The 26,066-nt window shown below is 55.4% G+C and carries 22 protein-coding genes; 21 read left to right on the forward strand and 1 reads right to left on the reverse strand.

Annotation, left to right across the window (positions count from 1 at the left end):
* Positions 1 to 5: 5 nt before the first annotated feature.
* From HYT79_06215 to HYT79_06230, 4 genes are read left to right on the forward strand one after another with little or no spacing between them, the layout of a single operon-like run.
* Positions 6 to 1,025, forward strand: coding sequence for a fumarylacetoacetate hydrolase family protein (locus HYT79_06215; GenBank protein ID MBI2070180.1), 1,020 nt, complete (start codon positions 6 to 8; stop codon positions 1,023 to 1,025).
* Positions 1,009 to 2,256, forward strand: coding sequence for a homogentisate 1,2-dioxygenase (locus tag HYT79_06220; GenBank protein MBI2070181.1), 1,248 nt, complete (start codon positions 1,009 to 1,011; stop codon positions 2,254 to 2,256). The genes HYT79_06215 and HYT79_06220 overlap by 17 nt, the downstream gene beginning before the upstream one ends.
* Complete coding sequence (locus HYT79_06225; protein MBI2070182.1) at positions 2,246 to 2,854, forward strand: flavin reductase family protein; 609 nt, start codon at positions 2,246 to 2,248, stop codon at positions 2,852 to 2,854. Before HYT79_06220 ends, HYT79_06225 begins: the two co-directional genes overlap by 11 nt.
* A gap of 11 nt (positions 2,855 to 2,865) precedes the next feature.
* On the forward strand, positions 2,866 to 3,663 hold the full coding sequence (locus tag HYT79_06230) for a hypothetical protein (protein MBI2070183.1): 798 nt from the start codon (positions 2,866 to 2,868) through the stop codon (positions 3,661 to 3,663).
* Between the two features lie 15 nt (positions 3,664 to 3,678).
* Here the strand turns inward: HYT79_06230 and HYT79_06235 are convergent, their stop codons facing one another.
* Positions 3,679 to 5,040, reverse strand: a complete 1,362-nt coding sequence (locus HYT79_06235) for a hypothetical protein (protein ID MBI2070184.1) — start codon at positions 5,038 to 5,040, stop codon at positions 3,679 to 3,681.
* 77 nt (positions 5,041 to 5,117) lie between these two features.
* Here HYT79_06235 and HYT79_06240 point away from each other — a divergent pair, with 77 nt between their 5' ends.
* The 17 genes from HYT79_06240 to HYT79_06320 all read left to right on the forward strand — a co-directional run bounded on the left by HYT79_06240 (position 5,118) and on the right by HYT79_06320 (position 26,016).
* Positions 5,118 to 5,765: a hypothetical protein gene (locus HYT79_06240; GenBank protein MBI2070185.1), complete on the forward strand. Its 648-nt coding sequence runs from the start codon at positions 5,118 to 5,120 to the stop codon at positions 5,763 to 5,765.
* On the forward strand, positions 5,762 to 6,403 hold the full coding sequence (locus HYT79_06245; protein ID MBI2070186.1) for a biotin--[acetyl-CoA-carboxylase] ligase: 642 nt from the start codon (positions 5,762 to 5,764) through the stop codon (positions 6,401 to 6,403). Before HYT79_06240 ends, HYT79_06245 begins: the two co-directional genes overlap by 4 nt.
* Before the next feature lie 9 nt (positions 6,404 to 6,412).
* Entirely contained in the window at positions 6,413 to 6,847 is a 435-nt protein-coding gene (locus HYT79_06250; GenBank protein MBI2070187.1) for a MaoC family dehydratase N-terminal domain-containing protein, read from the forward strand.
* Positions 6,844 to 7,794, forward strand: a complete 951-nt coding sequence (locus HYT79_06255; GenBank protein MBI2070188.1) for a deoxyhypusine synthase family protein — start codon at positions 6,844 to 6,846, stop codon at positions 7,792 to 7,794. The genes HYT79_06250 and HYT79_06255 overlap by 4 nt, the downstream gene beginning before the upstream one ends.
* A 71-nt stretch (positions 7,795 to 7,865) precedes the next feature.
* Complete coding sequence (locus HYT79_06260; GenBank protein MBI2070189.1) at positions 7,866 to 8,783, forward strand: D-glycero-beta-D-manno-heptose-7-phosphate kinase; 918 nt, start codon at positions 7,866 to 7,868, stop codon at positions 8,781 to 8,783.
* Positions 8,780 to 10,366: a CTP synthase gene (locus HYT79_06265; GenBank protein ID MBI2070190.1), complete on the forward strand. Its 1,587-nt coding sequence runs from the start codon at positions 8,780 to 8,782 to the stop codon at positions 10,364 to 10,366. Before HYT79_06260 ends, HYT79_06265 begins: the two co-directional genes overlap by 4 nt.
* On the forward strand, positions 10,366 to 11,199 hold the full coding sequence (kdsA, locus tag HYT79_06270; GenBank protein MBI2070191.1) for a 3-deoxy-8-phosphooctulonate synthase: 834 nt from the start codon (positions 10,366 to 10,368) through the stop codon (positions 11,197 to 11,199). Before HYT79_06265 ends, kdsA begins: the two co-directional genes overlap by 1 nt.
* Positions 11,192 to 11,494 carry a zinc ribbon domain-containing protein gene (locus tag HYT79_06275; GenBank protein MBI2070192.1) on the forward strand — a complete coding sequence of 101 codons (303 nt, stop codon included), beginning with the start codon at positions 11,192 to 11,194 and terminating at the stop codon, positions 11,492 to 11,494. Before kdsA ends, HYT79_06275 begins: the two co-directional genes overlap by 8 nt.
* Complete coding sequence (locus HYT79_06280) at positions 11,491 to 12,447, forward strand: KpsF/GutQ family sugar-phosphate isomerase (protein ID MBI2070193.1); 957 nt, start codon at positions 11,491 to 11,493, stop codon at positions 12,445 to 12,447. Before HYT79_06275 ends, HYT79_06280 begins: the two co-directional genes overlap by 4 nt.
* Positions 12,428 to 15,568 carry a DEAD/DEAH box helicase gene (locus tag HYT79_06285; protein MBI2070194.1) on the forward strand — a complete coding sequence of 1,047 codons (3,141 nt, stop codon included), beginning with the start codon at positions 12,428 to 12,430 and terminating at the stop codon, positions 15,566 to 15,568. The genes HYT79_06280 and HYT79_06285 overlap by 20 nt, the downstream gene beginning before the upstream one ends.
* Before the next feature lie 85 nt (positions 15,569 to 15,653).
* Complete coding sequence (locus HYT79_06290) at positions 15,654 to 17,309, forward strand: hypothetical protein (protein MBI2070195.1); 1,656 nt, start codon at positions 15,654 to 15,656, stop codon at positions 17,307 to 17,309.
* A gap of 65 nt (positions 17,310 to 17,374) precedes the next feature.
* Positions 17,375 to 18,943: a tail fiber domain-containing protein gene (locus HYT79_06295; GenBank protein ID MBI2070196.1), complete on the forward strand. Its 1,569-nt coding sequence runs from the start codon at positions 17,375 to 17,377 to the stop codon at positions 18,941 to 18,943.
* A 36-nt stretch (positions 18,944 to 18,979) separates the two neighbouring features.
* Positions 18,980 to 20,692, forward strand: a complete 1,713-nt coding sequence (locus HYT79_06300) for a hypothetical protein (GenBank protein MBI2070197.1) — start codon at positions 18,980 to 18,982, stop codon at positions 20,690 to 20,692.
* Between the two features lie 107 nt (positions 20,693 to 20,799).
* The gene (locus HYT79_06305) at positions 20,800 to 22,338 is read left to right on the forward strand and encodes a tail fiber domain-containing protein (GenBank protein ID MBI2070198.1); all 1,539 of its coding nucleotides are present in this window, start codon (positions 20,800 to 20,802) and stop codon (positions 22,336 to 22,338) included.
* 108 nt (positions 22,339 to 22,446) lie between these two features.
* Positions 22,447 to 23,325, forward strand: a complete 879-nt coding sequence (locus HYT79_06310; protein ID MBI2070199.1) for a peptidylprolyl isomerase — start codon at positions 22,447 to 22,449, stop codon at positions 23,323 to 23,325.
* Positions 23,294 to 24,439, forward strand: a complete 1,146-nt coding sequence (locus HYT79_06315) for a peptidylprolyl isomerase (GenBank protein MBI2070200.1) — start codon at positions 23,294 to 23,296, stop codon at positions 24,437 to 24,439. The genes HYT79_06310 and HYT79_06315 overlap by 32 nt, the downstream gene beginning before the upstream one ends.
* Positions 24,440 to 24,459: 20 nt before the next feature.
* The gene (locus tag HYT79_06320) at positions 24,460 to 26,016 is read left to right on the forward strand and encodes an acyl-CoA carboxylase subunit beta (GenBank protein ID MBI2070201.1); all 1,557 of its coding nucleotides are present in this window, start codon (positions 24,460 to 24,462) and stop codon (positions 26,014 to 26,016) included.
* Positions 26,017 to 26,066: the final 50 nt, after the last annotated feature.

A 26,066-nucleotide genomic window follows, 5' to 3' on the forward strand; every position in this document is an offset into this window, starting at 1 on the left:
TTTTCATGAAGCTGGTGACGTTCACGCGTGGGGATGCTCATCCGCAGAGCTACGAGTACGCTGGCCCGCCTGAGGCGGGTCCCCAGCAGTCGCCCGATGCTCGTTTGGGCGTCCTGGCCGGAAATTCGGTGATTGATTTGGCGTCAGCCTCGGACGGGATTATCCCCTCCGCCATGACGGCATTCCTGGAAGGCGGGGAACAATTGTGGCGGCAAGCGCGAAGCATCGCGGCCAAAGCACCCGGCGACGCTGTGATCGCGTTGGGCGATGTCCGGCTCAAATCCCCTGTTCCGGAACCCGCTTCCCTTAAGGATTTCACGGCTTATGAAGAGCATGCCAAGGCCGGGGCCGCTCGCCGGGGTGAAACGCTCTCCGCGCATTGGTACGAGTTGCCCGCTTACTATAAAGGCAACCCCCGGGCCACCTACGGCCCTGACGACGAGATTCCCTGGCCGTATTACACTGAAAAATTCGATTTTGAATGCGAGATCGCCTGCGTGATCGGCAAAAAAGGAAAAAATATCCCTCCGGAGAAGGCGCAGGATTATATTTTCGGTTATATGATCTTTAATGATTTTTCCGCGCGGGACATCCAGAAAAAAGAAATGACCATCCGGCTGGGATTGAACAAAGGCAAAGATTTCGCCAATGCCTTCGGCCCTTATTTGCTGACCGCGGACGAGGTTGACCCGGCCAAGGATTTTTCCATGCGCAGCTCAGTCAACGGCGAATGTTGGTCCCAAGGGCATTTCAGGGACAATCATTGGGGCTTCCCCTTGATGGTTTCCTATGTTTCCCAGGAGGAAGAAATTCGTCCCGGCGATGTTTTGGGTTCGGGCACTTATTACAAAGGCTGCGGCCTGGATTTAAACCGTTGGCTCAAGCCCGGCGACGTGATCGAGCTGAAGGTTGAAAAATTGGGAACGCTGAAAAATAAAATCGGCCGTCCGGCCGCGGCGCGCGAATTAAACTATGGGGCGTTGAGAAAGCCGGCGTTGAGCAACTCCGATGGCGCTCATCGTTAAGCGCGGCCGCCTGCCGCCGACCCCGCATACCGAGTTCTACGCGAAGGATCATGTTTTATCGCTTGAGGAAATTCACGGCACATTGGGATTTTCCGGCCCTTTTTCGCGGAAAATGCATGTCCGGTCCTATCCCACCGAGCAGATCAAGGCTCCCAAAAAAGGCGATTTTGATCTGACGCCCAAGTTGGCCAAGGCGCCGACGCTCGAGCCTTATCACATTTTGACCGGCCGCATGCCTTACGGCCAAGATCCGGTCCGCGGCAGACAGGCGATTGTCGCAGGCCCCAATACCGTCGTTTCCATCGCCAAGCCGAACAAGCGCATGGCGGAAGGCGTTTTTTTCCGCAACGGGGATAAACATGAATGCTATTTCGTGCAGGAGGGGGAAGGAACATTGCGCACGGAGTACGGCCGCCTGCCGATCCGCAGAGGGCTGTATTTGCTTATCCCCAAGGGAACGACTTACCGGATCGAGATGGACACGAAGCAGGCCTATTTTTTGGTGATCGAATCAACGTACCCCATCGCTTTTCCTCCTCATTATTTGAATGCCGAGGGACAAGCCAAAATGATGGCGCCCGTGGTTGAAACGGAAATCGAAACGCCCCAGTTCGAGCCTGCGCGTGATGAACGAGGCGTTTTCGCCATCGATGTCAAACATGCCGGCGGGCGCATCACCCGCCTGACCCTGGGCCATCATCCGTTTGATGTCGCCGGTTGGGAAGGGGCCCTTTATCCGTTCGGCTTCGACATCAAAAATCACCACGGCATCGCCCGGGAAATTCATACGGCGCCGCCCATGCATCAAACGTTTCAATCCGGCAATCCGCCGCATAGCGGGTTTTCGCTCTGCTCATTCGTGCCGCAAATGGAAGGCTGGCACCCTAAGGAGATCCCGGCGCCTTATGCTCATTACAATGTTGATTCCGATGAGGTGATGTTTTTCGCCAATGCCAGTTACGGAGCCAGAAAAGGGGTGATCGAACCTGGGTCCTTCACCGTTCATCCCGGCGCCCTTCCCCACAGCCCTCAGGGGAAAGCCGCTCTTGTTTCCATGGCTGCGCGCGGAAAAATGTCCAATCGCTTGGCCGTGATGGTCGACACGTTTTTTGAGAGTTTCGCGATCACGCAATACGGGTATCGGTACCGAGACAAGGGATACCCGTTGAGCTGGCATAAAACCGCGTCGGCGCAAAACGGCAAAGCCGCGGAGGCGCTTCATGGAACTTGACCCCTCGTCCTGGAGTCTGCCCGATCGCTACGGGCTGTTGATTGCCGTGATTCAGCCGCGCCCTATCGCCTGGGTGTCGACTAAGGGAAAAGACGGCAGCGTCAATTTGGCGCCGTTTAGTTTTTTTACGGGCGCCGGGGCCAATCCCATGACTGTCTGTTTTGTGCCGGTCAGAAACCGGGAGGGAAAGAAAAAAGACACTTTGGTCAATGTGGAGGCCACGGGGGAATTCGTGGTTAACGTGGCCACCGAAGATTTGGCGCAAAAGATGAACCAAACATCAGCGGATTACCCTTACGGGGTGAGCGAATTCGAGAAAGCTGGGTTGACGCCCGCGCCTTCGGTCAAGGTCAAACCCCCGCGCGTGAAAGAATCGCCCGTCAATTTGGAGTGTCGTTTATTTAAGGTGGTCCCGGTCAGCGAGGAGCCATTGAGCGGCTCGGTGGTCATCGGCACCGTCATCTATGCTCATGTCGCCGATCACCTTTGGAAAGAGGGTAAAATCGATCATCGGGACCTCAAGGCGATCGGCCGTTTGGAAGACGCTTCCTACACCCGCGTCAGCGATACATTCATGATGCCGAGGCCCAAGTTATGAACCGCATGAAAATGCCGACACGAAAGCCGCAAGCGCATTCATCCCAGCCCGGTTCGTTTTTGAATTTTCAGGTCGACCATATGACGCTTTTGGTGGATTCTGAAATGTACAACGTCGCCTACGCGATGTTGCGTATTATTTTTGGGGCGGCCAAAGAAGACATCCTTTATGAAAAAAGAAAAGAATGGGTGAAAGGGCGGGGAGAAGCGTCGATGACCTTCGCGGCAAGGATCGGCCGCGGCCCGGTGGACGGACCCCAGATGCAAAACACGATTATCGCCGTGGTTCAGCCCTCCGAACCCAAAGAGCAGCCGTCTCATGTTCGCGATATGCTCAATCAACACGCGGCCGCGGCCCATTGGCAGCATATCGCGTTGCGCACTCCCGACTTGTTGAGTTTCCACCAATACGCGCAAGAGCGCGGCGTCAATTTTATCACCCCGATATTAAAAGACGCCGCTGAGGATTTGATCCAGGTCTTTAGCGGCGAATGGTATTTGCCGGGAGGCAAGCCCAGCGGTCTGTTTTTTGAATTCGTTCAGCGTGATCCCACTCCCGCTCTGTTGAAGAAGCTTGAAGAACGCAACAGGGAATCCTGGTTCCGAGACAAGACATTCTTGGGCCTTTACGGAGAAAAGGAGACCGAGTATCGCAGCGGCCGGGTGATCCCGTTCATCGATCATGAATTGTTCGGCCGTTTAAAGGCGCTGTTGGCGCCGAAAAACCTTTGGTCCATCAACGATGAGGATATCCGGGAATCCGAGCAAATCATGATCGCCTACGCCTCTCAAAAACAAACCCGGCGGTAGAGTCCCCAGGTTCCGCTACGGTGCGTCGGGAAAATATTCTTCGTCTTGGTTGGTCCCGGTTTTTGTTCCCGATTCATTGGAAGCGGACGTAGTCGCAGGCGGCGCGTTTTGAAATCCAGGCAGCGCAAGCCCCGGCGGCAATTTGCTCGCGCCTTTTGTTTTGGGCGGCGTTGATTTGGCTTTGGCGGGCTTCACCGGCGCACCCGGCATTTCAACGGTCACCGTGGGTTGGGATTTTTTCGATTTGGCGGCGGTTTTTTTTCTTGCGGCCGGACGTTTTTTTGAGGATGTCCCGACGGCCGGTTGAGCGGGTTCCATATCGGGTTTCGGGGGCTCCTCAAACACATTCACGGGAAAACCGGAGTGATCGGCCATCGGTGATCCCGGTTGCGTCGCGAGGCCGGGCGCGACGCTTGACGTTCCTTGCAAATCCGCCGGAGATAGGGCCGAGGACTTCACCGGCCTGATTTTGCCGAAATAAATCCATAGAGCCAAACCGATGACGATGAGAGAAACGGCGGCGATGATGGAAAGACGCAACGATTGCGGAGATAGCGAAGGAGACGCCCTGGCGATCGCCGGCGGCTTGTTCACCTCTGGTTCAATGCGCCGCGCCGGCGCAACCGGATGCAGCGCAGGGGGAGGCGGCGGCTTGGGCGTTTCTTGGGCGGGCGCGGCCGCGGGCGATGCTTCGCCGGCTGTTGACGCGATGACCGGTTGCTGCGCAGGCATTGCGCGGGCCACAGACGCCGGGCGCAGCAACGCTCCCTCTAATTTTTTTTCAGATTCTTCGGCCGCGGTCTCCATGTCCTGTTGCTTTTGCCCGATCTCGGATAACCGTTCCTTCAGGGAGGCGACATTTGCCTCCAACCCCAACAACGACTGTTGAAGTTCTTTTAAATGATTCGCCCATTGATCCAGCGACGCCAGGCGTTGACCGAGCGACTCGACATTGCCGGCGCTTTGATTGACGGCCGTGGTTAAGCGGCCGGTTTCCACCGCTTGTTCGGAAATTTTTTGCCGGATTTCCTCAAGCGCCCCTTCGGTCGCGGCTTTGATGCTCCCTATTTCTTCTTCGATCCTCAATTCCCATTGTTTTTGGGCCTGAGTCAGCCCGTCAAGATTTTTTTCTATGGCTTCGATGCGCCGCGCCATGGGCGAGGCCCCCAACCCTTTGGCTTGGGCGGCGGGCGCGTCGCCGGGACGTTCCATCTCGGATTTAAGGATTTCATCGGCCCTCTTCCAGTCCGAGGCCGTGATGCCGGGGGATGATTCGGGGCACAACAACAAATTGCCGTTGAACCAGGGCTGCGCCTGGATAATGTCAAGCTCCATGGGCCCGACGACTTGGCCCTGATTGTAAATGCGGTAACGCATAAAGGCCGCTCTTCGCGCCGTTAATAGCTTGCTCCTGAATCGCCGGTAAATCAAGGGGAAAAGGTTAGAATGCTGTGATGCGTTTATTGTTGGTCCTGGCCTTTCTTTTCGGGGGGTATCATTGGGTGCGGACCCGCTCCGAAAAAAAAGCGGTTGAAGACATCGCGCTGTTGGAAAAAAGAACCCTTGAGCTCGGAGCGACGCTCACCCGCGCTCTTTCTTCGGGATCCTCCCTGTCGGGAGAAGAGGCTTTGTCCGCGCTCGGCGCGTTTACCCACCCTTCAGTGCAGGTCGCGGGTTTAAGCCATGAGGAGTTTTGGGAGCGGGTCTATTCCTCCGGGACCTTTGAATCGGTCAGGGAGCAATCTTATCAGCGCCGCCGCCAGCTTTTTCAGGTGGGCCCCACCTATTGGGTCAGCCGGGATTCGTACACCGTTCATGTGTCGCCCAGTCTTTTTAAAAATTTGCGCATCGGTTTTATCGAGGCTGAAGTTTCATTCACCGGGCGAGGAGTCCCCAGCGATGCCGTGCTCGATGAATTGGTCGAGCTCATGCGCCATGAAGGCAAGTTGGATAATTTTGTTTTTTATTACGGCCAGCCGACCAGCGTGGATCTCAAAGCGCTTTGGGTTTACCATGACGATAATTGGTACCTGGACCCGGTGCGTACCCAGGCGTTTGCCGCAGCCTACCGGCCTCAACAGAGGCTGGCCGGCCTCAAGTGACGGAAGCCAAGTCCATCGAGCGCTACCTTCGCATGGCGATGAACAATTCCGGAGACTGGCCTTGCGCGCCCTTCGGCGGGCGCGTCTATCATTACGACCGCATCGAATCCACCCAGACCCAGGCCAAGCATTCGGCCGCTTCAGGAGAGCCGGAAGGGGCGTTATTCGTCGCCCGGCGTCAAAGCGCGGGCTATGGCCGAAAAGGCGACGCCTGGAATTCCGAACAAGGCGGCTTATGGTTTTCCGTAATTTGCCGGCCCCGTTTCGGGCCCGAGCGGGCCGAAGCGTTTTCCGCAGCCTGCGCCGAGGCTTGCCGCGACGCGTTTCACCGGCGGTTGCCGGAGGCCGCGTTTGCGATCAAAAAACCCAATGATGTTTTAGTTCAAGCCACCGATGGTTCTTGGAAAAAAGTTTGCGGTTTAATTCTAGAGGGGAGCGTTCAGGACGGCGTTTACGAATGGTTGGTTTTGGGCGTCGGCGTCAATGTCAATAATGTTCTGCCGGATGGGTTGAAACCCATCGCCGTCACTCTCGAAGAGATCAACGTCCGCCCCGTGGAGCGGATGCCTTTGTTGAGAGAAGTGTTGATCGAGATGGCGCGCCGCTACGGCACCTTCCAGGAAACGAAAAGTCTATAATCTTTTTCGATGCCTTCCCTGTATTTTGACGAATATCAGATCGGCCAAACCATCACCACCGGAGGCCGCACGGTAACCCAAACCGATGTGGTGAATTTTGCCTGCCTGTCGGGGGATTTTAACCCTATCCACGTGAACGTGGAGCACGCTAAGAAAAGTCCGTTCGGAGCGCCCATCGCCCATGGGCTGTTGGGTTTGTCCATTGTTTCCGGTTTGGCGCATGAAATGGGGTTTATCCGCGACAGCGTGGTGGCGTTCACGGGCCTTTCCTGGAAATTTAAAAAGCCCGTTTTATTCGGCGACACGATCAAAAGTCGATTTACGGTCCGCCAGACCAGAGGCTTGGGCGCGCAGGGCATCGTTGTTTTTGACGTCAAACTCCTCAACCAGCGGGATGAAACCGTGGGTGAAGGCGAGTGGAGCTTGATGATTAAAAAGAAATGACGAAATCCGCGCCGCGCCGTTCGGATCGCCCCCTCCGTTTTGTTTCGCTGAAAACCAGAGCAAGCAAAGTCCGCTTGGAATTTTTAGGCAGCGAGCCTAAGAAGGGCGGCTCGTTTAAAAGTTTTTTCAACGGCTTGCCGGCGATTTTGGCGGCGCAAAACTTGAGGGAATTCGTGGAAGCCGTGGTCAACGCCAAGAAAAAAAAGCGCCCGGTGCTTATGATGTTCGGGGCGCATGTCATTAAAACCGGGTTATCGCGCTACATCATCACCTTGATGGAAAAGGGCTGGGTGACGGCGCTTGCCACCAACGGAGCCGGCGTGATCCATGATTTTGAATTAGCGTTCGCCGGGCAAACCAGCGAAGACGTGCCCGCGCAATTGAAAGCCGGCATTTTCGGATTTGCCAGGGAAACGGGGCAGTATTTAAACGGCTGGGCGCGGGAAGCCGCGGGCTTGGGTTCGGGTTTGGGCGAAACCATCGGCCAAAAAATCGCGGCCAGCCGGTTTCCCAACCGGCGCATGAGCCTGTTCGCCAGAGCCTATGGACTCGGCGTGCCGGCCACGGTGCATGCCGCCATCGGCACGGACATCGTTTATCAGCACCCTAATTGCGACGGAGGCGCCTGGGGGCAGGCCAGTTATACGGATTTTAAACGCTTGACCGAAATCGTCGGCGATTTAGCCGGCGGCGGCGTGATTATGAATTGGGGCTCGGCCGTGCTGATGCCCGAGGTGCTGCTCAAGGCCATCGCCATCAATCGCAATAAGGGGCGGCGAATGGATAAAATAACCGCGGCGAATTTCGACATGATCCCTCAATATCGACCGCGCGTCAACGTCCTGGAGCGGCCGACCCTTTGGTCCGGCTCCAGAGCCTTCAATTTTATCGGGCATCATGAAATCCTGCTGCCCTTGGTGTCGCAGGCCTTGGTGGAGCATAGGTGATTTCTCCCGCGCGCGCCCAAAAAGTTATCGCCGGCTACCCAAAAGCCAATATTCTGGTGATCGGCGATTTGATGATGGACCGTTTTATTTGGGGGGCGGTCAGCCGGATTTCGCCGGAGGCCCCGGTGCCGGTCGTGGAGGTCACCAACGAGGAGGACCGTCCGGGCGGAGCGGGCAATGTGATTTTCAATCTGGTCAGCCTCGAGGCCAAGGTTTATGCCGGCGGCATCGTGGGCATGGACACGGCCGGGGAGCGCCTGGTGCGTGATTTTGAGCACCGGGGCGTCAGCCCGGAGGGCATTTTGCTCGACCCGACGCGGCCGACAAGCTTAAAGACCAGGGTGGTTGCCGGGCATCAGCATGTCGTGCGTTTCGACAAGGAGTCCAAAGTGCCGATCAGCCAGGATTTTGAGTCGCGCCTGCTGGGCGTTTTGGAGTCGATTATCAATCGCGTCGACGCAGTCGTTATTTCCGATTACGGCAAAGGCCTGATCACGCCGCGGCTGGTTTCCTGGCTGGTCGCCGCCGTCAAAAAAACAGGGGCCGATATTTTCGTCGATCCTAAGCCGGAGAACATGCGCCTTTATAAAAACGTCACTTGCGTGACGCCCAATACAACGGAAGCTTTTTTAGGCATGGGCCAATTGCCCAAGACGGATAATGATTCAGTGGAAGCGATCGGAAAGAAAATCATGTCCGCTCTGCGCCTGCGCCAGGCCATTATCACGCGCGGCCCCCAGGGCATGACCCTGTTCAACCTGAACGGGCGGGGCCGTCCTGAGTTCCGGCATATCCCGACCGTGGCGCGCGAGGTTTTTGACGTGACCGGAGCCGGTGATACGGTGGTCGCCTCTTATGCGTTGAGCCGCGTCGCCGGGGCGTCGCCGGTGGAGGCGGTGCATCTGGCCAATATGGCGGCGGGCATCGTCGTCGGCAAAGTCGGAACGGCCACGGTATCGCGGGCCGAATTGCAGGAGGCGTCGAGGTGACTAAATATATTTTCGTAACGGGCGGGGTTGCATCGTCTTTAGGCAAGGGCATCGCCGCGTCTTCCATCGGTTGTTTGCTGCGCTCCCGGGGCCTCAAGGTGACGTTGTTAAAACTTGATCCTTATTTGAACGTCGACGCCGGCACCATGAATCCGTATCAGCACGGCGAGGTTTTCGTGACCGGAGACGGCGCTGAGACGGACCTTGACTTGGGGCATTATGAGCGGTTTTTGCACGCGGATATGTCCAAGGAAAATAACGTCACGGCCGGGCAGATTTATGAAACGATCATCCGTTGCGAGCGCGAGGGCAAATACCTGGGTCAGACGGTCCAAGTCATCCCCCATGTCACTGCTGAGATTAAGCGCCGGATGATGCTCTGGTCCGGACGCGCCGACGTGGTGGTCATTGAGATCGGCGGCACCGTGGGCGATATCGAGGGCCTTCCTTTTCTTGAAGCCGCGCGCCAATTGCGCCTTGAGATCGGCAGGGACAACGTGGCTTACGTTCATGTGACGCTGCTGCCTTATGTCCGGGCGAGCGAGGAATTGAAAACGAAGCCAACACAGCATTCGGTCAATAAGCTGCGCGAAATCGGCATTGATCCGGACCTGATCGTGGCCCGCTCCGAGCACCGCATTACCGAGGAATTGAAGGCCAAGATCGCGTTGTTTACCTCCGTGCCCAAGGAAGCGGTGATCGAGGCCGTGGACGTGGATACGATTTATGAAGTGCCCATGCTCTTTGCGCGCCAAGGCGTTGATGAGCAATTGCTGATGCTCTTGAGGATGCGTTCGGGCCACCGCAATTTGGATCAATGGCAGCGCATGGTGGATGTGGCCAAAACCCCGGATCATGAGTTGACGATCCATGTGGCAGGCAAATATACCGAGCTCAAAGACGCTTATAAATCCATTTGGGAGGCATTGGCGCACGGAGGTTTGGCCAATCGGGCTAAGGTGCGCGTGCAGTATATCGACGTGGAGCGTCCGAATCTCGAGGAGGAACTATCCTCGGCGAGGGGCATTCTGGTGCCCGGCGGATTCGGCGACCGGGGCATTGAGGGGAAGATCGAAACCTGCCGCATCGCGCGGGAGAAAAAAATTCCTTTCTTCGGCATTTGTTTGGGCATGCAAACCGCGACCATCGAGGTGGCCAGAAATTTGTTGCGCTGCAAAGGCGCCAACTCCACGGAGTTCGATTCGAAGACCCGCCACCCGGTCATTCATTTGCTGCCCCAGCAGCGCCACGTCCGCCAAGTGGGAGGCAGCATGCGCCTGGGCAATTACCCCTGCCGCATCAAACAGCATTCCCTGGCCGCCCAGGCTTACGGTAGCACTCAAATTGAGGAACGCCATCGCCATCGCTATGAGCTCAACAACAAATACCGCAGCAACCTTGAGGGCGCCGGGCTGAAAGTCACGGGCGTTTACCCCAAGCAGAATTTGGCTGAAATCGTTGAATTTAAAAATCATCCTTGGTTTGTGGCGGTGCAATTTCATCCGGAGCTCCGCTCCCGCCCGCTGGAGCCTCATCCTTTGTTCCGTGATTTCGTGAAAGCGGCGTTGGCAAATAGAAACTAGTGTCCGATATCGTCGTGCGCGTCGGGCCGATCGCTTTCGGCAACAGGAATCCCATCGTCGCCATCGGCGGCACCTGCGCCATTGAAACGGAAGAATTGACGTTTCGGGTGGCCGAACATTTAAAGAGGCTGTTCGCCCGCCTGAAGGTTCCTTTTGTTTTCAAGGCGTCCTTCGATAAAGCCAATCGCAGCTCGATGAAATCCTGGCGCGGCTTAGGCGTCACCAAGGGATTGGAGATTCTCGGCCGGATCCGGGAACGTTTAAATGTGCCCGTGCTGACGGATATCCATGAACCGGCGCAAGCCGAATGGGCCGCGCGCGTGGTGGACATCATCCAAATCCCGGCGTTTCTGTGCCGGCAGACGGATTTGATCACGGCCGCGGCCAAGACCGGCAAGCCGGTCAACGTCAAAAAAGGGCAGTTTCTTTCCCCTTGGGAATGCCGCAACATCGTCGATAAAGTTCGTTCTGCGGGCAACCATCAGCTGATGCTGACGGATCGAGGGTACATGTTCGGCTACAATAACCTTGTCGTGGACATGCGCTCGTTCGTAATTATGAAAGGCTTCGGCGTGCCGGTGATTCACGACGCCACGCATTCCCAGCAGCTGCCGGGAGGCTTGGGCGCGGCCACCGGGGGCTGGCCTGAGTTCGTCGTCCCCGTGGCTCAGGCGGCGGCCGCCGTCGGGTTGGCCGGTTTGTTTTTTGAGACGCATCCTAATCCGGCCCGGGCCAAATCCGACGGACCAAATTCCATCGCGCTCAAGGATGTCGAAAAAATGTGGCGAACATTGCTTGCGATTGATGCTATAGTTAAAAAGAAAAATGCCTGAATCCCAAAGCAAAATGCAGGCCCCGTCCCTTAAGCCGGAGCCGGCTTTATTGAAATGCCCGGCGTGCGCGACGGAAAATAAAGCCAAGGCCAGGGTTTGCAAAAAATGCGGTTATGATTTGACCGCCCCTCCCTTATGGCTGCCGACATGGAAATGGCACTTAAAAGTCTTGGGCATCATTTACGCAAGTTTGATCATCGCTTATTTCGCCATCAACGCCTTATTAAGGCAGCTCCCGCCGCCCTTGGATATCAGGGATATCCCGGCTGATGTGACGCCGTGGCTCAACAAATAAGCCGGAAAATTTTAGGGCTGGCCGCCCGCGTTCTTGAGATCGAGGAGCAGGGGCTTCGCGCGACGCGCAAGGCTCTGGGCCGCGATTTTCTTCGGGCCGTCGATGTTCTCAAATCCTTGCGCGGCCGCGTCATCGTCATCGGCATCGGCAAATCAGGCTTAATCGGGCGCAAGCTGGCCGCGACCCTGACCTCAACCGGCACCACGGCAGTATTCATGCATCCGGCCGAGGCGCTTCACGGCGATTTGGGGATGCTGGCCGCCGGGGACGCGGTGTTGGCTCTTTCCTTTTCCGGTGAGACGGATGAGATCAGAAAAATTCTTCCTTACGCCAGGGACTTGGAGGTTCCGGTCGTCAGTTTGACGGGATCGCGGCATTCCAAACTGGCCCGTGAATCGAGCATCGCCCTTGTCGCGCCGGTGCGGCGTGAGGCGTGTCCTTTTAATATTACGCCAACGGCCTCGACTACCGCCATGCTGGCGTTGGGGGATGCGCTGGCCATGGCCTTAATGGAAGCCAAAGGCTTCAAGAGAGAGGATTTTGCCCGGCTTCATCCGGGGGGATCGTTGGGCCGGCGTTTGAACTTAAAAGCCAAGGATATTATGCGCCGGGGCGCCATGAACCCCGTCATCCGCGATAACCGCCTGACGCGGGAGGCGCTGTTGGTTATGACCAAAACGCGTTCGGGCGCCGTTAATGTGGTGGACAAGGCGGGCCGCTTGGTCGGCTTTTTTACGGACGGTGATTTGCGCCGGCGTTTGAATAAAAACGGCGTCGGTTTTTTGGCCAGGCCCGTCAAAGAGGCGATGACGCCCAAGCCGCTCTCGGTTTCTCCGGAAGCGACGCTGGAGGATTTGCGGCGGCTGTTTAAAAACCGGCCTTTCGACAACGTGCCCGTGGTCGACGGCCGGGGCATTCCGGTCGGCCTGGTTGATGAACGCGACCTCCTCTAAGTCCATCCCTATTCGCAATTCTTTTCATCCTTATCTTTTCCTCCGGTTTATTTATCCTCAGGCCCCCGAAGGCAAATGGCTGGTTCTTTTCCACCATGAGCTTGAAGCCAGGGATTTTTTAAGAGAAACCGAGGCCTTAGCATCCATCCTCGGTTGCCCGCAGCCGGCGTTGTCGTTTTTGCCCGACACTGAAGCGGCCCCGCGTCAAATCGCGCTTCGCGCTTTAGCCGAAGGCGAGATCAGGGGGATCGCGGCGACGCCGTTTGCCGTTGAGAAAAAATGCGCGAGTTTGGATTCCTGGTCCCAGCGCGCCGTTTATTTGAAAACCGGATCAATCATGAGCCGAGAGGAATTGATCCGGCGGCTGATGGCGTTCGGTTTTCACCGCGCGGACGCGGTGGAAGGGCCGGGCGAATTTGCCGTTCGCGGGCAGATTCTTGATTGTTTTACGGCCGCCGACGAGTCGCCGATGAGGCTTGTTTTTAACGGAGATTCCATCGAATCCATCCGGGTGTTCGATATCGAAACTCAGCTGACCAGTTCGTTTCGCCCTTCGGCCTTGATTATTGCCGCAGCCGAGGGTTCCGGCGGCTCCTTGAAGGATTACGCCCGGGAGCAATGGAATCTTGTCTGGGAGAGACCGGATCTTCAAAACAACACCCTTGATTTTAAGGTTGCCCGGCAATGGGTGTTTGCATCCCTTGAAGCCCAAGCCCAAAGCCAGGACGTCACCGTTAATCATCCTTATGCGGGCAATGTGGGATTGTTTTTGAAACAAGCCGTTGCCGCGGCCGGGCAGGGCTATAAAATTCATCTGGTCGCTCCCACGGCCGGAGATGAAGAGCGTTCTCGGGAAATTTTAGAAGAGGCGATGCGCCGTGATGGTTTGCGCTCCGAGCTTCATTTTCATTGGTCCGTCGCAGCCATGGGCTCGGGCGTCAAAGACGAACCCAACGGCCTTTGGCTCGTCAATACCAGCGAGATTTTTAGCCGCATGCCGGTCAAAATCAGCCCGCCGGCGCCGATGAAGCCCAAAAAAGGCCGCAAGGCGGGTCAAACGACGTTTCAGAGGAGCTTGCTTGAGCTTAAACTCGGCGAATACGTGGTTCACGAGGTATTCGGGATCGCCCGTTATCGCGGCCTGGAAAAAGTTTTGGATATGGAGGGAAATCCCAGGGGCGAGTTTGTGCGACTGGATTTCGCCAAAAGCGACAAGCTGTTTTTAAATCCTGAGGAGATGCATTTTATCCATCGCTACGTGACGCTCGGCGCGCGCCAATCGCCCCGCTTGTCCTCCCTGGATGCCCGCAGCTTCGCTTTAGTCAAATCCCGCGTGCGCGAAGAAGCGAAAAAATTTTGCGAGCGTTTGTTGAAGTTGTGGGCCAAGCGTTCGGCTTTGCCCGCGCCTTCTTTAAGCGCGTCTTCCCATTGGGAGAAGGAGTTTGCGGAGAGTTTTCCTTACGAAGAGACGGAGGATCAGAAAAAAGCCATTGAGGAAATCATCGGCGATCTGGAAGAGAAAAAACCCATGGAACGGCTTTTGTTGGGCGACGTGGGTTTCGGCAAAACCGAAGTAGCGCTAAGGGCCGCGTTTCGCACGGCCGCCAACGGCAAACAAGTCGTTGTATTGGCGCCGACCACGGTTTTAGCCGAGCAGCATTACCGAAACTTCGCTCAGCGTTTCGCCCCTTACCCGATGACCTTGGGGTTGTTTTCGCGTTTCGTCAAGCCGGCCCAAGTGCGCCGTCAATTGGCGGCCTTGGCCCAGGGCAAGCTCGATATCGCGGTCGGCACCCACCGGCTTCTGCAAAAAGACGTGCGCTTTAAAGACCTGGGGCTTTTAATCGTTGATGAAGAGCATCGTTTCGGCGTTCGGGATAAAGAACGGCTGAAGTTTTTGAGCTCCCAAGTGCATACGCTGTATTGTTCGGCCACACCCATCCCCCGGACATTGTCCTCGGCTTTATCCGGGATGAAAGGCATCTCCATCATCGAAACGCCGCCCGTTGGGCGTTTGCCCATCGAGACGGTGGTCGGCCCATGGGACAAGGCCGTTATCGAGCGCGCGCTCCGTTATGAGTTGGGGCGCGGCGGGCAGGTTTTTTATGTGTTTAACGACATCGCCCGTTTGCCGGAAATCGTCCGCGAGCTTGAGCAATTGGTGGACGGCCTACGCGCTTCGGTCTGCCATGGGCAAATGAGCGCTTCCTCCATCGAAGGCGCCATGCAGCGTTTCCTTTCGAGGGAAAGCGATGTGCTGGTCGCCTCATCCATCATTGAGTCGGGATTGGACATCCCCACGGTCAACACCCTTATCATCGAAGGCGCGGAAAATTTCGGCCTGGCTCAGCTTTATCAGATTCGCGGGCGCATCGGCCGTAAGGATTTGAAAGCTTACGCTTATCTTTTTTATCCGCGCGGCCGGCGTTGGGATGATTTAAGCGCCACGGCGCAGGAGCGCTTGCGCGCGGTCCGCGACTTTGCGCAATTGGGATCGGGCATGCGTTTGGCGCTGCGGGATTTGGAAATTCGCGGGGCGGGAGAAATTTTGGGCACGAAACAGCACGGGTTTGTTTCGCGCGTGGGGCTGGAGCTTTACTCAAAATTGATTCAAGAGGAAATGGATAAGCTCAAAGAGGGGCGCTCCGACGACCAAGAGCGGCCGGCTAACCAGCAGGACGGGTGGCCTAAGATTCATTTGGATTTTTCCTCCTATTTGCCGGAGGATTATGTTTCCAGCGAAATGGAGCGCGTTTCCTATTACCGGCGCCTTTCCGGCGCTCGAACCGAGGCCCAAATCAATCTTGTCTTCGAAGAACTGCACGATCGGGCCGGAGCGCCGCCCGCCGAGGCTAAGAACCTGAGGACATTTTTCCTCGTGCGCCTGCTGGGCCGGCAATTAGGGTTGGCCGTTCTCGAACAAATCGACGGCGATCGCCTGCGCTTCGAGTTTCAGGACACGGCCAAGCCCAAGGGGCGCATGGTGGCGTGGCTCCTAGGCCAATACCAGGAGCGGGTCCGTTTTGAATCGGAGAAACATGCTTTTAAGCTGGCCTTGTCTCAAGCGCCTACGCCCGAAACCGTTGAAGATCTCACCCGGCAATTGACCCAGCTTTTTTAGCCCCCCCGCCTACCCCACTGGCATTTCATCACGCCGGCTCCTATCCTTATATAGAGAAGCAGTTATGCGTTGAGGAGGTAATTTGATGCGATTGATGGGATGGATGGCCGTTGTTGCGGTTGCGTCAACACCGATTTTAGCCGAGCAAGTTAATGTTGTGACCCAGTACCCTTCGCCTTTGGGTGTCTATAAGCTGTTGCGCACCGCCGGGGACACATTTTTAGCCATGAGCAACGGCAACGTGGGCATCGGCGCCAATCCGGCGCGTTCGAAATTGCATGTTTTTCAGAATGTCAACGGCACGGTTCCGGTTTATGTCGGCAATTCCAATACCGGGGCCAGCGCTAGCACCGGATTTTTTCTTTCCGACATAGCGCCGGCCAGCGGGGTGGGCGTGTGGGCGGGCATTTGGGGATTCAATGCGACGAAGGAATTCAGGATCGTCAATTTTGATCCCAGCGGCCCGATGACGTTTAACACCGGCAGCGCGCCGTCGGAACGAATGCGCATCACCAGCGGCGGCAATGTCGGCATTGGAACCGCAAGCCCGTCGCGGCGCCTGCACGTGCAGGGCGATGCTTATGTGTCCGGCAAGCTGGGCATCGGAACCGCAAGCGCGATCAATAAGCTCGATGTTTATGAACCTTCGGCCAATAGCGAGGCCAGCGTCCGTCATGGCGGGACCGGAGCCAACGCCATTCTTTCCTTCTACGAAGGCTCGACTCAGCAAGCCGCTTTAATTGCCAGGGGTTCGGGCATTGCCGGGGGACCGCCCAATGCCTTGAATATATACACTTATGTCGCCGGCGCCCCGATCACGTTGGGCACGGACAGCGGGGAGAAGGTGCGTATTATGGATTCCGGTTCCATCCGCGTCGTCAGCCAGGACAATTCATCCGCCGGTTTCAATATGAAAGCGGGGGGCAGCACGTGTTTGGGCGGCTCCGGCACGATGTGTTGGTTTTCCATCCTAGGGGGGGCTTCCGGCGCCGCGCCGTCTTATTCCAACTATGCCTTGAAAATCATCGCGTCTTCCGTAGGAAATACGATTTCAATCGATAGCCAGGACGGAACTCAAACCTATTCCATTCTGCAATTGTATTCGGATTATCCCAATCCCAACGACAGAAAGTTTCATTTCAGAAACGACGGCAATGCTTATGCGGATTCAAGCTGGAACGGCGGCGGCGCCGACTTGGCCGAGTTGATGCCCGTGGCCGAGCAGAATTTAGAGGAAGGCGATGTGGTGGCTTTATCCTCTGAGATGATTGATGTGAGTTACGAGGAGGAGCCTGCCCGCCGGTTTGATCCGGCTAAGATGGCCGGTTTGCGAAAGGCGTCTTCGGCTTACGCTCAAACCGTGGGCGTCATTTCCAGTCAGCCGGGGTTGATGACGTCCAGCGGCTTAAGAAAGGCTAAACCGGTTGCCTTGCAGGGCCGTGTGCCGGTCAAAGTAACCTCGGAAAACGGTCCGATTGCGGTCGGCGATCGTTTGGCCGCTTCCAGCCGTTCGGGTTATGCGATGAAAGCCGTCAAACCGGGGCATGTCATCGGGATTGCCTTGGAACCGTTCGACGGTCAATCCGCTCGTGAAGGAAAAATTATGGTTTTTCTTCAGCCTACCGCATGGTCAGGCGATCTGGCCGACGACATGGCGCGCTTACGCCGGGACAATGAGTCCTTGAAGCTGCGTCTGGATAAGCTGGAGAAGCGCACCGCTAACGCCACTCCCCAAGATTGAACGATAACCCATATTGCGTTCATCGGTTGATCGGTTTACCCTTATAAACAGAGACGGGGGTGTATATGAGCAATAAAACAGGCGTTTTCGGACTATTCCTTTTATTGACGTGGCCTCTTTCAGCCGAAGAGGTGCGCGTCGTAACTCAGTACCCCTCGCCGTTGGGCGTTTATAAAAATATCCGCACCGTAGGCGATACGTTTTTGGCGGTCACTGGCGGCAATGTGGGCGTTGGGACAGCTAGCCCTTTGACCAAATTGGATGTCTATGGGGCGAGTCCCATGGTCTCTATCCGTCATAATGCAACAACGGACTGGGCTTATCTTCGATTTTATCAGGCATCGACGCTGCAAGGAGATATTATTGCCTATGGATCCGCCACGGGTCTGCCTAACAGTCTTAGCATTATCAATTATACGGCCACCGGCCCGCTTGTTTTTGCTACCGCAGGTATAGAAAGAATCAGGATAACCAGCAGCGGCAACGTGGGCATCGGTACGACGAGTCCGTCAGCGCCGCTGGCTATCTATTCAGGTTTGAATACAGCAAACGATAACGGTTTAAGAATATGCAATACGGTCGCAGGCGATACAAACTGCAGCCATTTTCACTGGGGTACAAACAAGGATGTTTATATACGCAGCGGTTCAGCTTCTGGAAGGGTTATTGTTCAGGACACGGGGGGTAACCTGGGCGTGGGCACGGCGGCGCCATCCAACAAGCTTCATGTTTATTCCAGCGCGGGCTGGGATGGGATTCGGCTGGCGGGCGGAACCGCTGCTACGGGGATCAACATTATGATGAGCAACAACAATAATTATGCATATCATTTGGGAGTGACGGGCAGCGCCAACGCGGCATCGCCAAATGCATTTTCCATCTGGAACAACAATACCTCATCTTTTCCCATGCTTATTAAATCGAACGGCAATGTTGGCGTCGGGACGACAAATCCTTGGGGTAGATTGGAGGTCGCCAGCGACGGGGCGGGCACAGGTTCGGCGATTTTGACGATCCATAACACAAATAACGGTTTGGCCGGGCTTTACTTTCGCCATGACAACAGCGGTTCAGCGACATGGACGCTCCAAGCGACCGATCCCAGCGGCCCGGCCGACGGAAAAATGGTTGTTTTGGCTTCGGGCGCCCGCGATTTCGGCATCAGCATCAATGGCAGCGAGCGGCTGTCGATTCTTAGCGGTGGCAATGTGGGCATCGGCGACACCAGCCCTGATTACAAGCTAGAGGTCAACGGCAGCGCGGGAAAACCCGGCGGCGGCTCCTGGTCGGACTCATCCGACGCCAGATTAAAGAAGAACATTAAACCCTTAGAGGGCTCCCTCGATAAAATACTACAGCTTAAGGGAGTCAACTATGAATGGAAAGAGCCGGGAAAGCACGGCAATTTAACGGGCGCCCGCATGGGCATGATCGCCCAAGACGTGGAAAAGGTTTTCCCGCAATGGGTAGGCGTCGATTCCCAAGGGTATCGAACGCTAACCTTTATGGGTTTTGAAGCTTTGACCACAGAAGCGGTTAGGGAACTCAATGACAAAGTTAAAAAGCTTTCAGAGGAGAACGAAGCCCTGAAACTCCGCTTGGACAAAATGGAAAAACGCACGGCCGGGCGATAAAAACGCGCGATCTATTGAATAAGTTGGGGGTGTCCCATGAGTAAAACAATAGGCGTTGTCGGTTTATTTATTTTAGTTGGAGTGCCTCTTTTGGCCGAAGAGGTGCGCGTGATCACCCAGTACCCGTCGCCCTTAGGTGTTTATAAGAATATACGCACTGTGGGGGACACCTTTTTGGGGGTTACTTCGGGCAATGTGGGCATTGGTACGGGCAGCACATCGGCCAAACTCTACGTCTATGCCGGCGGTACAAATCCAGGTATCCAGATAAGAGGCACATCGGGGACGTATGGCCCTTCCATCGGGGTTCACAATGGCTCCCAAGAATGGAGGATGGTTTCTTGGAGCGACAATACCCTTAAGTTTGTTAAGGTAACGGGCGCCACGTTTACCCCTCTAACCATTCGTAACGATTCCGCTCAGGATTCTCTCTATATCGGGACTGGCGGCAATGTAGCCATTGGCACAAATAGTCCATTGCAAAAATTTCACGTGCAGGGCGACGCCTATGTCAACGGTAATTTGGGCGTTGGGACCAGCAATCCAACGGAAATTTTGCATGTTTATAAAAATAGTAATAGCGGCCTGTGGCATCGGGTGGAGAATGCCTACAATGGTAGCGCTGCTTATGCTGCTCTTATGGTTCGCGCCGGCGGTGCGGGATGGGACGGCTGGGGCAATAGAGGTTGGATCGCCAAGGAACCCGCGCTCCATCCGAGTTTTCCGAGCTATATGCGGATTGTCCAGTATGAGAATGCCCCATTGGTTTTGGCGACTTACAATACCCACCGTTTAACCATACTCGGTAATGGCAATGTCGGCATCGGCACGGAAACCCCTAGTGAAAAATTGCAGGTTGATGTCGGCAGTGGGCATGCAGAGATATATCGTTCAGCTGGAGGAACGGATGCCGCGTTGCGCATTCGAAAAAACGATTCAGATGCAGCAGGCGTTTATTTTTATCATGGAACTAATCTTTATGCGACCGTAACATCTTTCGGCAACACCGGCAATTCCAACGAGGATGATTTACGCTTTACGGTAAGAGATTATGACAACGACGGCGTTGGCGGCGCTTACGCTTTCAATGTAATCACGGGAGGCGGCGTATGGACCGAGGCTTTGACCATCGCCAATAACGCGAATGTCGGCATCGGCGACACCTCTCCCGACGCCAAGCTTGACGTTGCCGGTAATTGCATTGAGCAGGACGGCAATTGCGCTGATATCGCTGAATTGTATGCAGCGTCCGAAGAGATGGAGGCGGGGGACGTTGTTGCCGTCAATGACGCCGATTCGTCATTCATTGAGAAGTCACGCCCCGGAAAAACGGCGCTGGGTGTTGTTTCGATGGCCCCGGCCATACTTTTTGAGGAGGATTCTCAGCTTATCGGCGTAGGGTCTTCCTACAAAATCGACCCGAGGAAGCCTGCCGTGGCTTTGGCGGGCAGGGTGCCGGTTAAGGTGACAATAGAGAACGGCCCCATTAAGAAAGGGGATTACTTAGCCCCCTCGGCGATAAAACCCGGCTACGCCATGAGGGCGACCAAGGCCGGGCGTGTCATCGGCACGGCGCTGCGCGCGTTCGACGGGTCAAAAGACAAAGAGGGGAAGATTTTGGTTTTCATCAACCCCCATTGGTGGGAAGGCGAAAAAAAGATAGATGACCAGATTGCAGTGCTTCGCCAGGAAAACGAAGCTCTGAAGCTGAGGATGGACAAGCTGGAAAAACGCACGGCCGGGCGGTAAAAAGACCCATTTTTTGAACCCGGCTCCCCAAAAATAGGTGACGACCATTCTTGCGTATCAAGAGCCGTGGCTTTACCCTTAAATTAGGTGTTGGCGGGGGGTGTCCCATGAACAGAAAATTAGGCGTTTTCGGTTTATTTATTTTAGTTGGAGTACCTCTTTTGGCCGAAGAGGTTCGCGTGATAACCCAGTACCCTTCGCCTTTAGGCGTTTACAAGAATTTACGTACGGTAGGCGACACATTTTTAGCGGCGACCAGCGGCAATGTGGGCATCGGCGCCTATCCCGCGCGCTCCAAACTGCATGTTTTCCAAAATGTCAATGCCACGGTTCCGGTTTATGTCGGCAATTCCAACGGCGGGGCCAGCGCCAGCACCGGATTTTTTCTTTCGGAGACGAACCCGGCCAGCGGGGTAGGCGTGTGGGCGGGCATTTGGGGATTCAACGCGACGAAAGAATTCAGGATCGTTAATTTCGACGCCGGCGGCCCCATGACGTTTAATACCGGCGGCGCTCCTTCTGAACGAATGCGCATTACCAGCAGCGGCAATGTGGGCATGGGAACGACCGGGCCGTTAAAGAAATTGCATGTGCAGGGCGATGCCGTCGTAACCGGTATTGTCGGGGTCGGCACGACGGGCCCCAACGCGCTTCATCGTCTTGAAGTGCATCACGGTGCGGCTGCGCCTGCGATCGCCATTTTTAACACCAATGACGCCCTTTACGGCACTTTAGGTTTTTACAATTTAAGCGCTCCGGCCAGCATCAGGGGAGCGGTTACTCTTTTCGGACCTTCAAATGCCACTTACCCCAACCATTTCAAAATTCACAATTACAATGCCGGTCCCATAACATTTTTCACCGGAGCCGCTTCGGAACGCATGAGAATAACCAGCAGCGGCAATATCGGTATCGGCACTGTGAGCACAGACCATTCCGTACGGGGGATTACGAATACCTACGAGCTGAAACACCAAGCGGGAACTTATGCCATGGTTGTTGGTAACGATAACTCTTTTGTGCGAATCAATACAGGGGGCAACACCCGGATCGGGCTCGGTGACGGCGACAATAACAGGGAGGCAGGGTTTATATCCGGCGGCGAGAATGCCTCGGGAGAAAATGTCATCCAGATCGCAGGCTGTGATGACCTTGGTAATTGTCCAACTTACACCACATTCCATCAAAACGGCCGCGTCGGCATCGGATTTAATGATCCCGATGTGCTGTTGGACGTCAACGGAAGTATTCATTATGTAGGCTCGTCCTCAGCGCACTCCTCGCGAAAGCTTAAGAAGGATATTGAACGAGTGGAGGATCGAGATTACAAAGAGATGTTGCTTGAACTGGAAACGATGCCTCTTTATCGATACCGCTATCGGGTGGGCGATGATCAGAACAGAAAATATTTCGGCTTAATCGCCGAAGAGGCGCCGTCATTTGTAGTCAATAAAGATAATTTGACGATTCCGACAATGGATTACATTTCTTTTATAGCCGGAGCTCTTAAGGCCGAACGGGCTGAGGTGAAAGTTCAGGGTCAGGAAATCGATTTGCTGAAGGAACAAAATAGGGCGCTGCAAGCCGAGAATCGAAATCTCAGGGATCGAATAGGCAGAATCGAACGACAGATTAATTCTAAGTAATTGAGCGTCCTCTCAAAGATAAACAAGCGCCCGTCTCGCGCATGCTTAACAGTCACCTCGCGATCATTTGAACCCATGCGCCCGCTTGCTTTTTGCTAGATTTAAGCCGTGCGCCGGATTTTTGGGATTCTTGCCTTCTGTTCTCTATTGTCCGTTTCTTGCGCCCGTAATAGCGTTAAGCCGGGCGCCGGCGATCAGGATGCTGTTTTGCTTAAACTCGGGCCCGTTTATTTGACCAAGGCGGAGATGGAAGCGCGCATCTTGGAAATGGGCCCGGAGTACGTGCCTTATCTGCGAACCGGGCAAGGCAGAAAAACCCTGCTCGAAGCCGTTCTGAAGCAGAAAATTTTGGTTCGCGCGGCTTTAGACCGGGGTTTGGGCGACCGGCAGGATATTAAAGACGAGATCGTCAGGCTCAAAAAAGAGCAGGAGAGGGCCCTGAGGCTTTACAGGGAGAGCTTGTTGGCCGATCGCTTGATCGAAGATTTGAGGGAGCGGGAAATTCAGATATCAGACGATGAAATCGCCGCTTATTATAACGATCACCGGCATCTTTATGCGGTGCGCCAAATTTTGGTCGCGGACAAGAAAAAAGCTGAGGATCTGTTCGAAGGGCTGCGCGGCAAAAATCCAGCCCAAGCGCAAGTGGAATTCGGGCGTTTGGCCGCTTTGCATTCCCTTGATTCGCGCAGCGCAAAGGCGGGCGGCAAAATCCCTCCGTTTTTGGAAGGCGAGCTCGATGAGAGCTTCGCGCGCGCGACCGCGGCTTTAAAACCAGGGCAGGTTTCGCCGCCGGTCGAAACTAAAGTCGGGTATCATTTGATTCATCTTGAGAACACCGCGCCCGTTTCGTTCAACGACGAATATAAAGAGCGGGCTCGCAGGATTTTGGAGCGCAAGAAAATGGATGTCTTGATGGAACTATGGAAAGACAAATATGTGGTGGAGGTGCGTGATGAAAGTCTTAAACCGTATTTGGGGCTTTAAGCTCAAAAATTATTCGATTGTTTCGGCTGTTTTGACGGCATCAGCCGTTATGTTGTCCGGCGCTGAAGTTCTGGAAAAAACCGTAGCCACGGTCAACGGCGAAGCGCTTTATCAAAGCGATTTCGAGGCGAATGTCGGCAATGTGCTGGACGATTTAAGGCGAGCCGCGCCCGGTGAATTGATGGACGCCCAGGTGGAAGAAATCCGTTCCAAAGTGCTGGCTCAAATGATCGATGATTTGCTGCTCCTCCAGGAATCGAAGCGCCGGGGGGTTAAAGTCTACGCCAAGGATATCGAAACCGGCGTCGCTGAAGTCAAAAATCGTTTCAAGAAAGACGAAGAAGGGCGTCCCGTGGCCGAGGCGGATGCGGATAAGGCGTTTCAAGCGGAACTCCGGCGCCAGCGGCTTTCATTGACCGATTTTGAGGAACGCATCAAAAAACAGCTCCATGTCATCAAGCTGGTGGACACTCAAGTCAAATCCAAGGTGGAGATGCCTTCGGAGAACGAAGTTCGCAGTTTTTTCGATCAGGTTAAGGGCGTCGTCGCTTCATCGGCCGCGGCCGGGAATCTGCGCGTCGGCGAGGAAGAGCGCCAGGAAATTTTAAAGCTTGCCCAGCTGTTCCGCGATCGCACCACGGAGCGCGTTCGGGCCAGGCATATTCTGATTAAAGTGGGACCCAAGGCTCCCATGGCCGAGAAAAGCAAGGCGCTGAGCGCTTTAAAATCAATCAAGAAAGAGGCCGATGCCGGCGCTGATTTCGCTGAGCTGGCGAGAAAACATTCCCAAGATACGGAGTCGGCCAAAAAAGGCGGCGACCTGGGGTACTTTATCAAGGGTTGGATGGTTCCTGAATTCGAACAAGCGGCTTTCAGCCTGCCGGTCGGCGATGTCTCCAATCCCGTGGAAACAGAGTTCGGTTATCATTTGATCTTGGTCGAAGAGAAACGGGCCAAGACGCCTCTGCGTTTCGACGAGGTGCAGGAAGACCTGGCGTCTTATCTCCAGCAGCGCAATTTCCAGAAGAAGCTTAAGGACCTTGTCGACGGGCTTCGTGTCAAGGCTACGATCAAAGTCTTGAACGATCCCGCGAAAACCACGAGCGCTCCTTAAACGAGAAAGAGATCACGGCCATGACGTCAAAAACCAGGGCGCAGGAATTCAAGGAAAAAGTCGAGCGCGCGTTGGCGGGCGGCGGTCCCGAGAAGGTCAAGATGCAGAAGGAGCGGGGCAAGCTGTTAGCCAGGGAGCGCATCGATTATTTGCTCGATCCGGGCTCGTTCCAGGAATTAGGTTTGTTGGTCAAGACGGATGCCGCTGAATTCGGGCTCAAGGACAAGGAGCTTCCGGGAGACGGCGTGGTCACGGGCCTGGGGCGCATCCATGGGCGGCCTGTGGCCGTCTATGCCCAGGATTTCACTGTTTTAGGCGGTACGCTTGGTTTGGCCCAGGCCCATAAAATCGCCCGTCTGATGGACGTAGCGCTTGAAAGCCGCATGCCCATTATCGGGCTCGCGGATTCCGGGGGCGCCCGCATTCAGGAAGGAGTCAATTCCCTGGGCGGTTACGGCGAGGTTTTTTACCGCAATGTCCAGGCCTCCGGGCTTGTGCCTCAGATTTCCGCTATTTTGGGGCCTTGCGCCGGCGGGGCCGTTTACTCCCCAGGGTTGACCGATTTCATTTTCATGGTGGAAGGCATTTCGCATATGTTTATCACCGGTCCCGAAGTCGTTCGTCAAGCAACTGGAGAAATTACGGATTTCGATTCATTGGGCGGCGCGCATGTGCACGGCGAGAGAAGCGGGGTTTGCCATTTCATCGCCTCGAGCGAGGAGGATTGCTTCCGCACCATCAGGGAATTGATCGGCTATTTGCCCGCTCATTCCGGCGAGCCGCCGCCTGAGGCCGCAAGTAAGGATGATCCGCGCAGGCCCAGCGCCAAGCTCGAGGAATTGGCGGGGCAAGATCCCAGGAAACCCTTCGATGTCCGGACGGCCATCCGGGAGATTGCCGATGAGGGGAGTTTTCTGGAAGTCGCCCGTTCATTCGCCGCAAATTTGGTCGTTGGTTTCGGCCGTTTAAACGGGCATGCGGTGGGTTTCGTGGCGAATAATTCTTCTCATCTGGCCGGGAGTCTCGATATTTCAGCCAGCCACAAAGGAGCCCGTTTCGTGCGTTTTTGCGACGCGTTCAATATCCCCGTCGTGACCTTGGTCGATGTTCCCGGCTATTGGCCCGGTTTGACCGAGGAGCATGGCGGAATTATCGTGCATGGCTCCAAGTTGTTGTTCGCTTATTGCGAATCAACGGTGCCTAAGGTTACGGTTATTTTGAGGAAAGCCTATGGCGGGGCCTATGATGTGATGGGATCCAAGCATTTGGGCGCGGACGTCAACTTCGCCTGGCCTAATGCCGAAATCGCGGTCATGGGTCCCGAAGGCGCGGCTCAGATTCTTTATTCCCGGGAAATCGCAAACGCGCCCGATCCGGAGAGTTATTTGTCCGAAAAGATCGCCGCTTATCGCAGCCATTTCGCCAACCCGTGGATTGCGGCTCAAAAAGGCTACCTCGATGAAGTGATCGAGCCTGCGCATACCCGCGAAAAAATCATCGGAGCCTTGGAATTTCTGTTGACCGGCAATCCCCGGCGTTCCATGTTGCCCAGGAAACACACGAATGTTCCGTTATGACAGGCTGCTAGCGTACCTGTCGCCTGTTCTCATGCTCTCTTGTGCCGCGC

The organism is Elusimicrobiota bacterium, from assembly GCA_016180815.1.
Taxonomy (GTDB): domain Bacteria; phylum Elusimicrobiota; class Elusimicrobia; order JACQPE01; family JACQPE01; genus JACPAN01.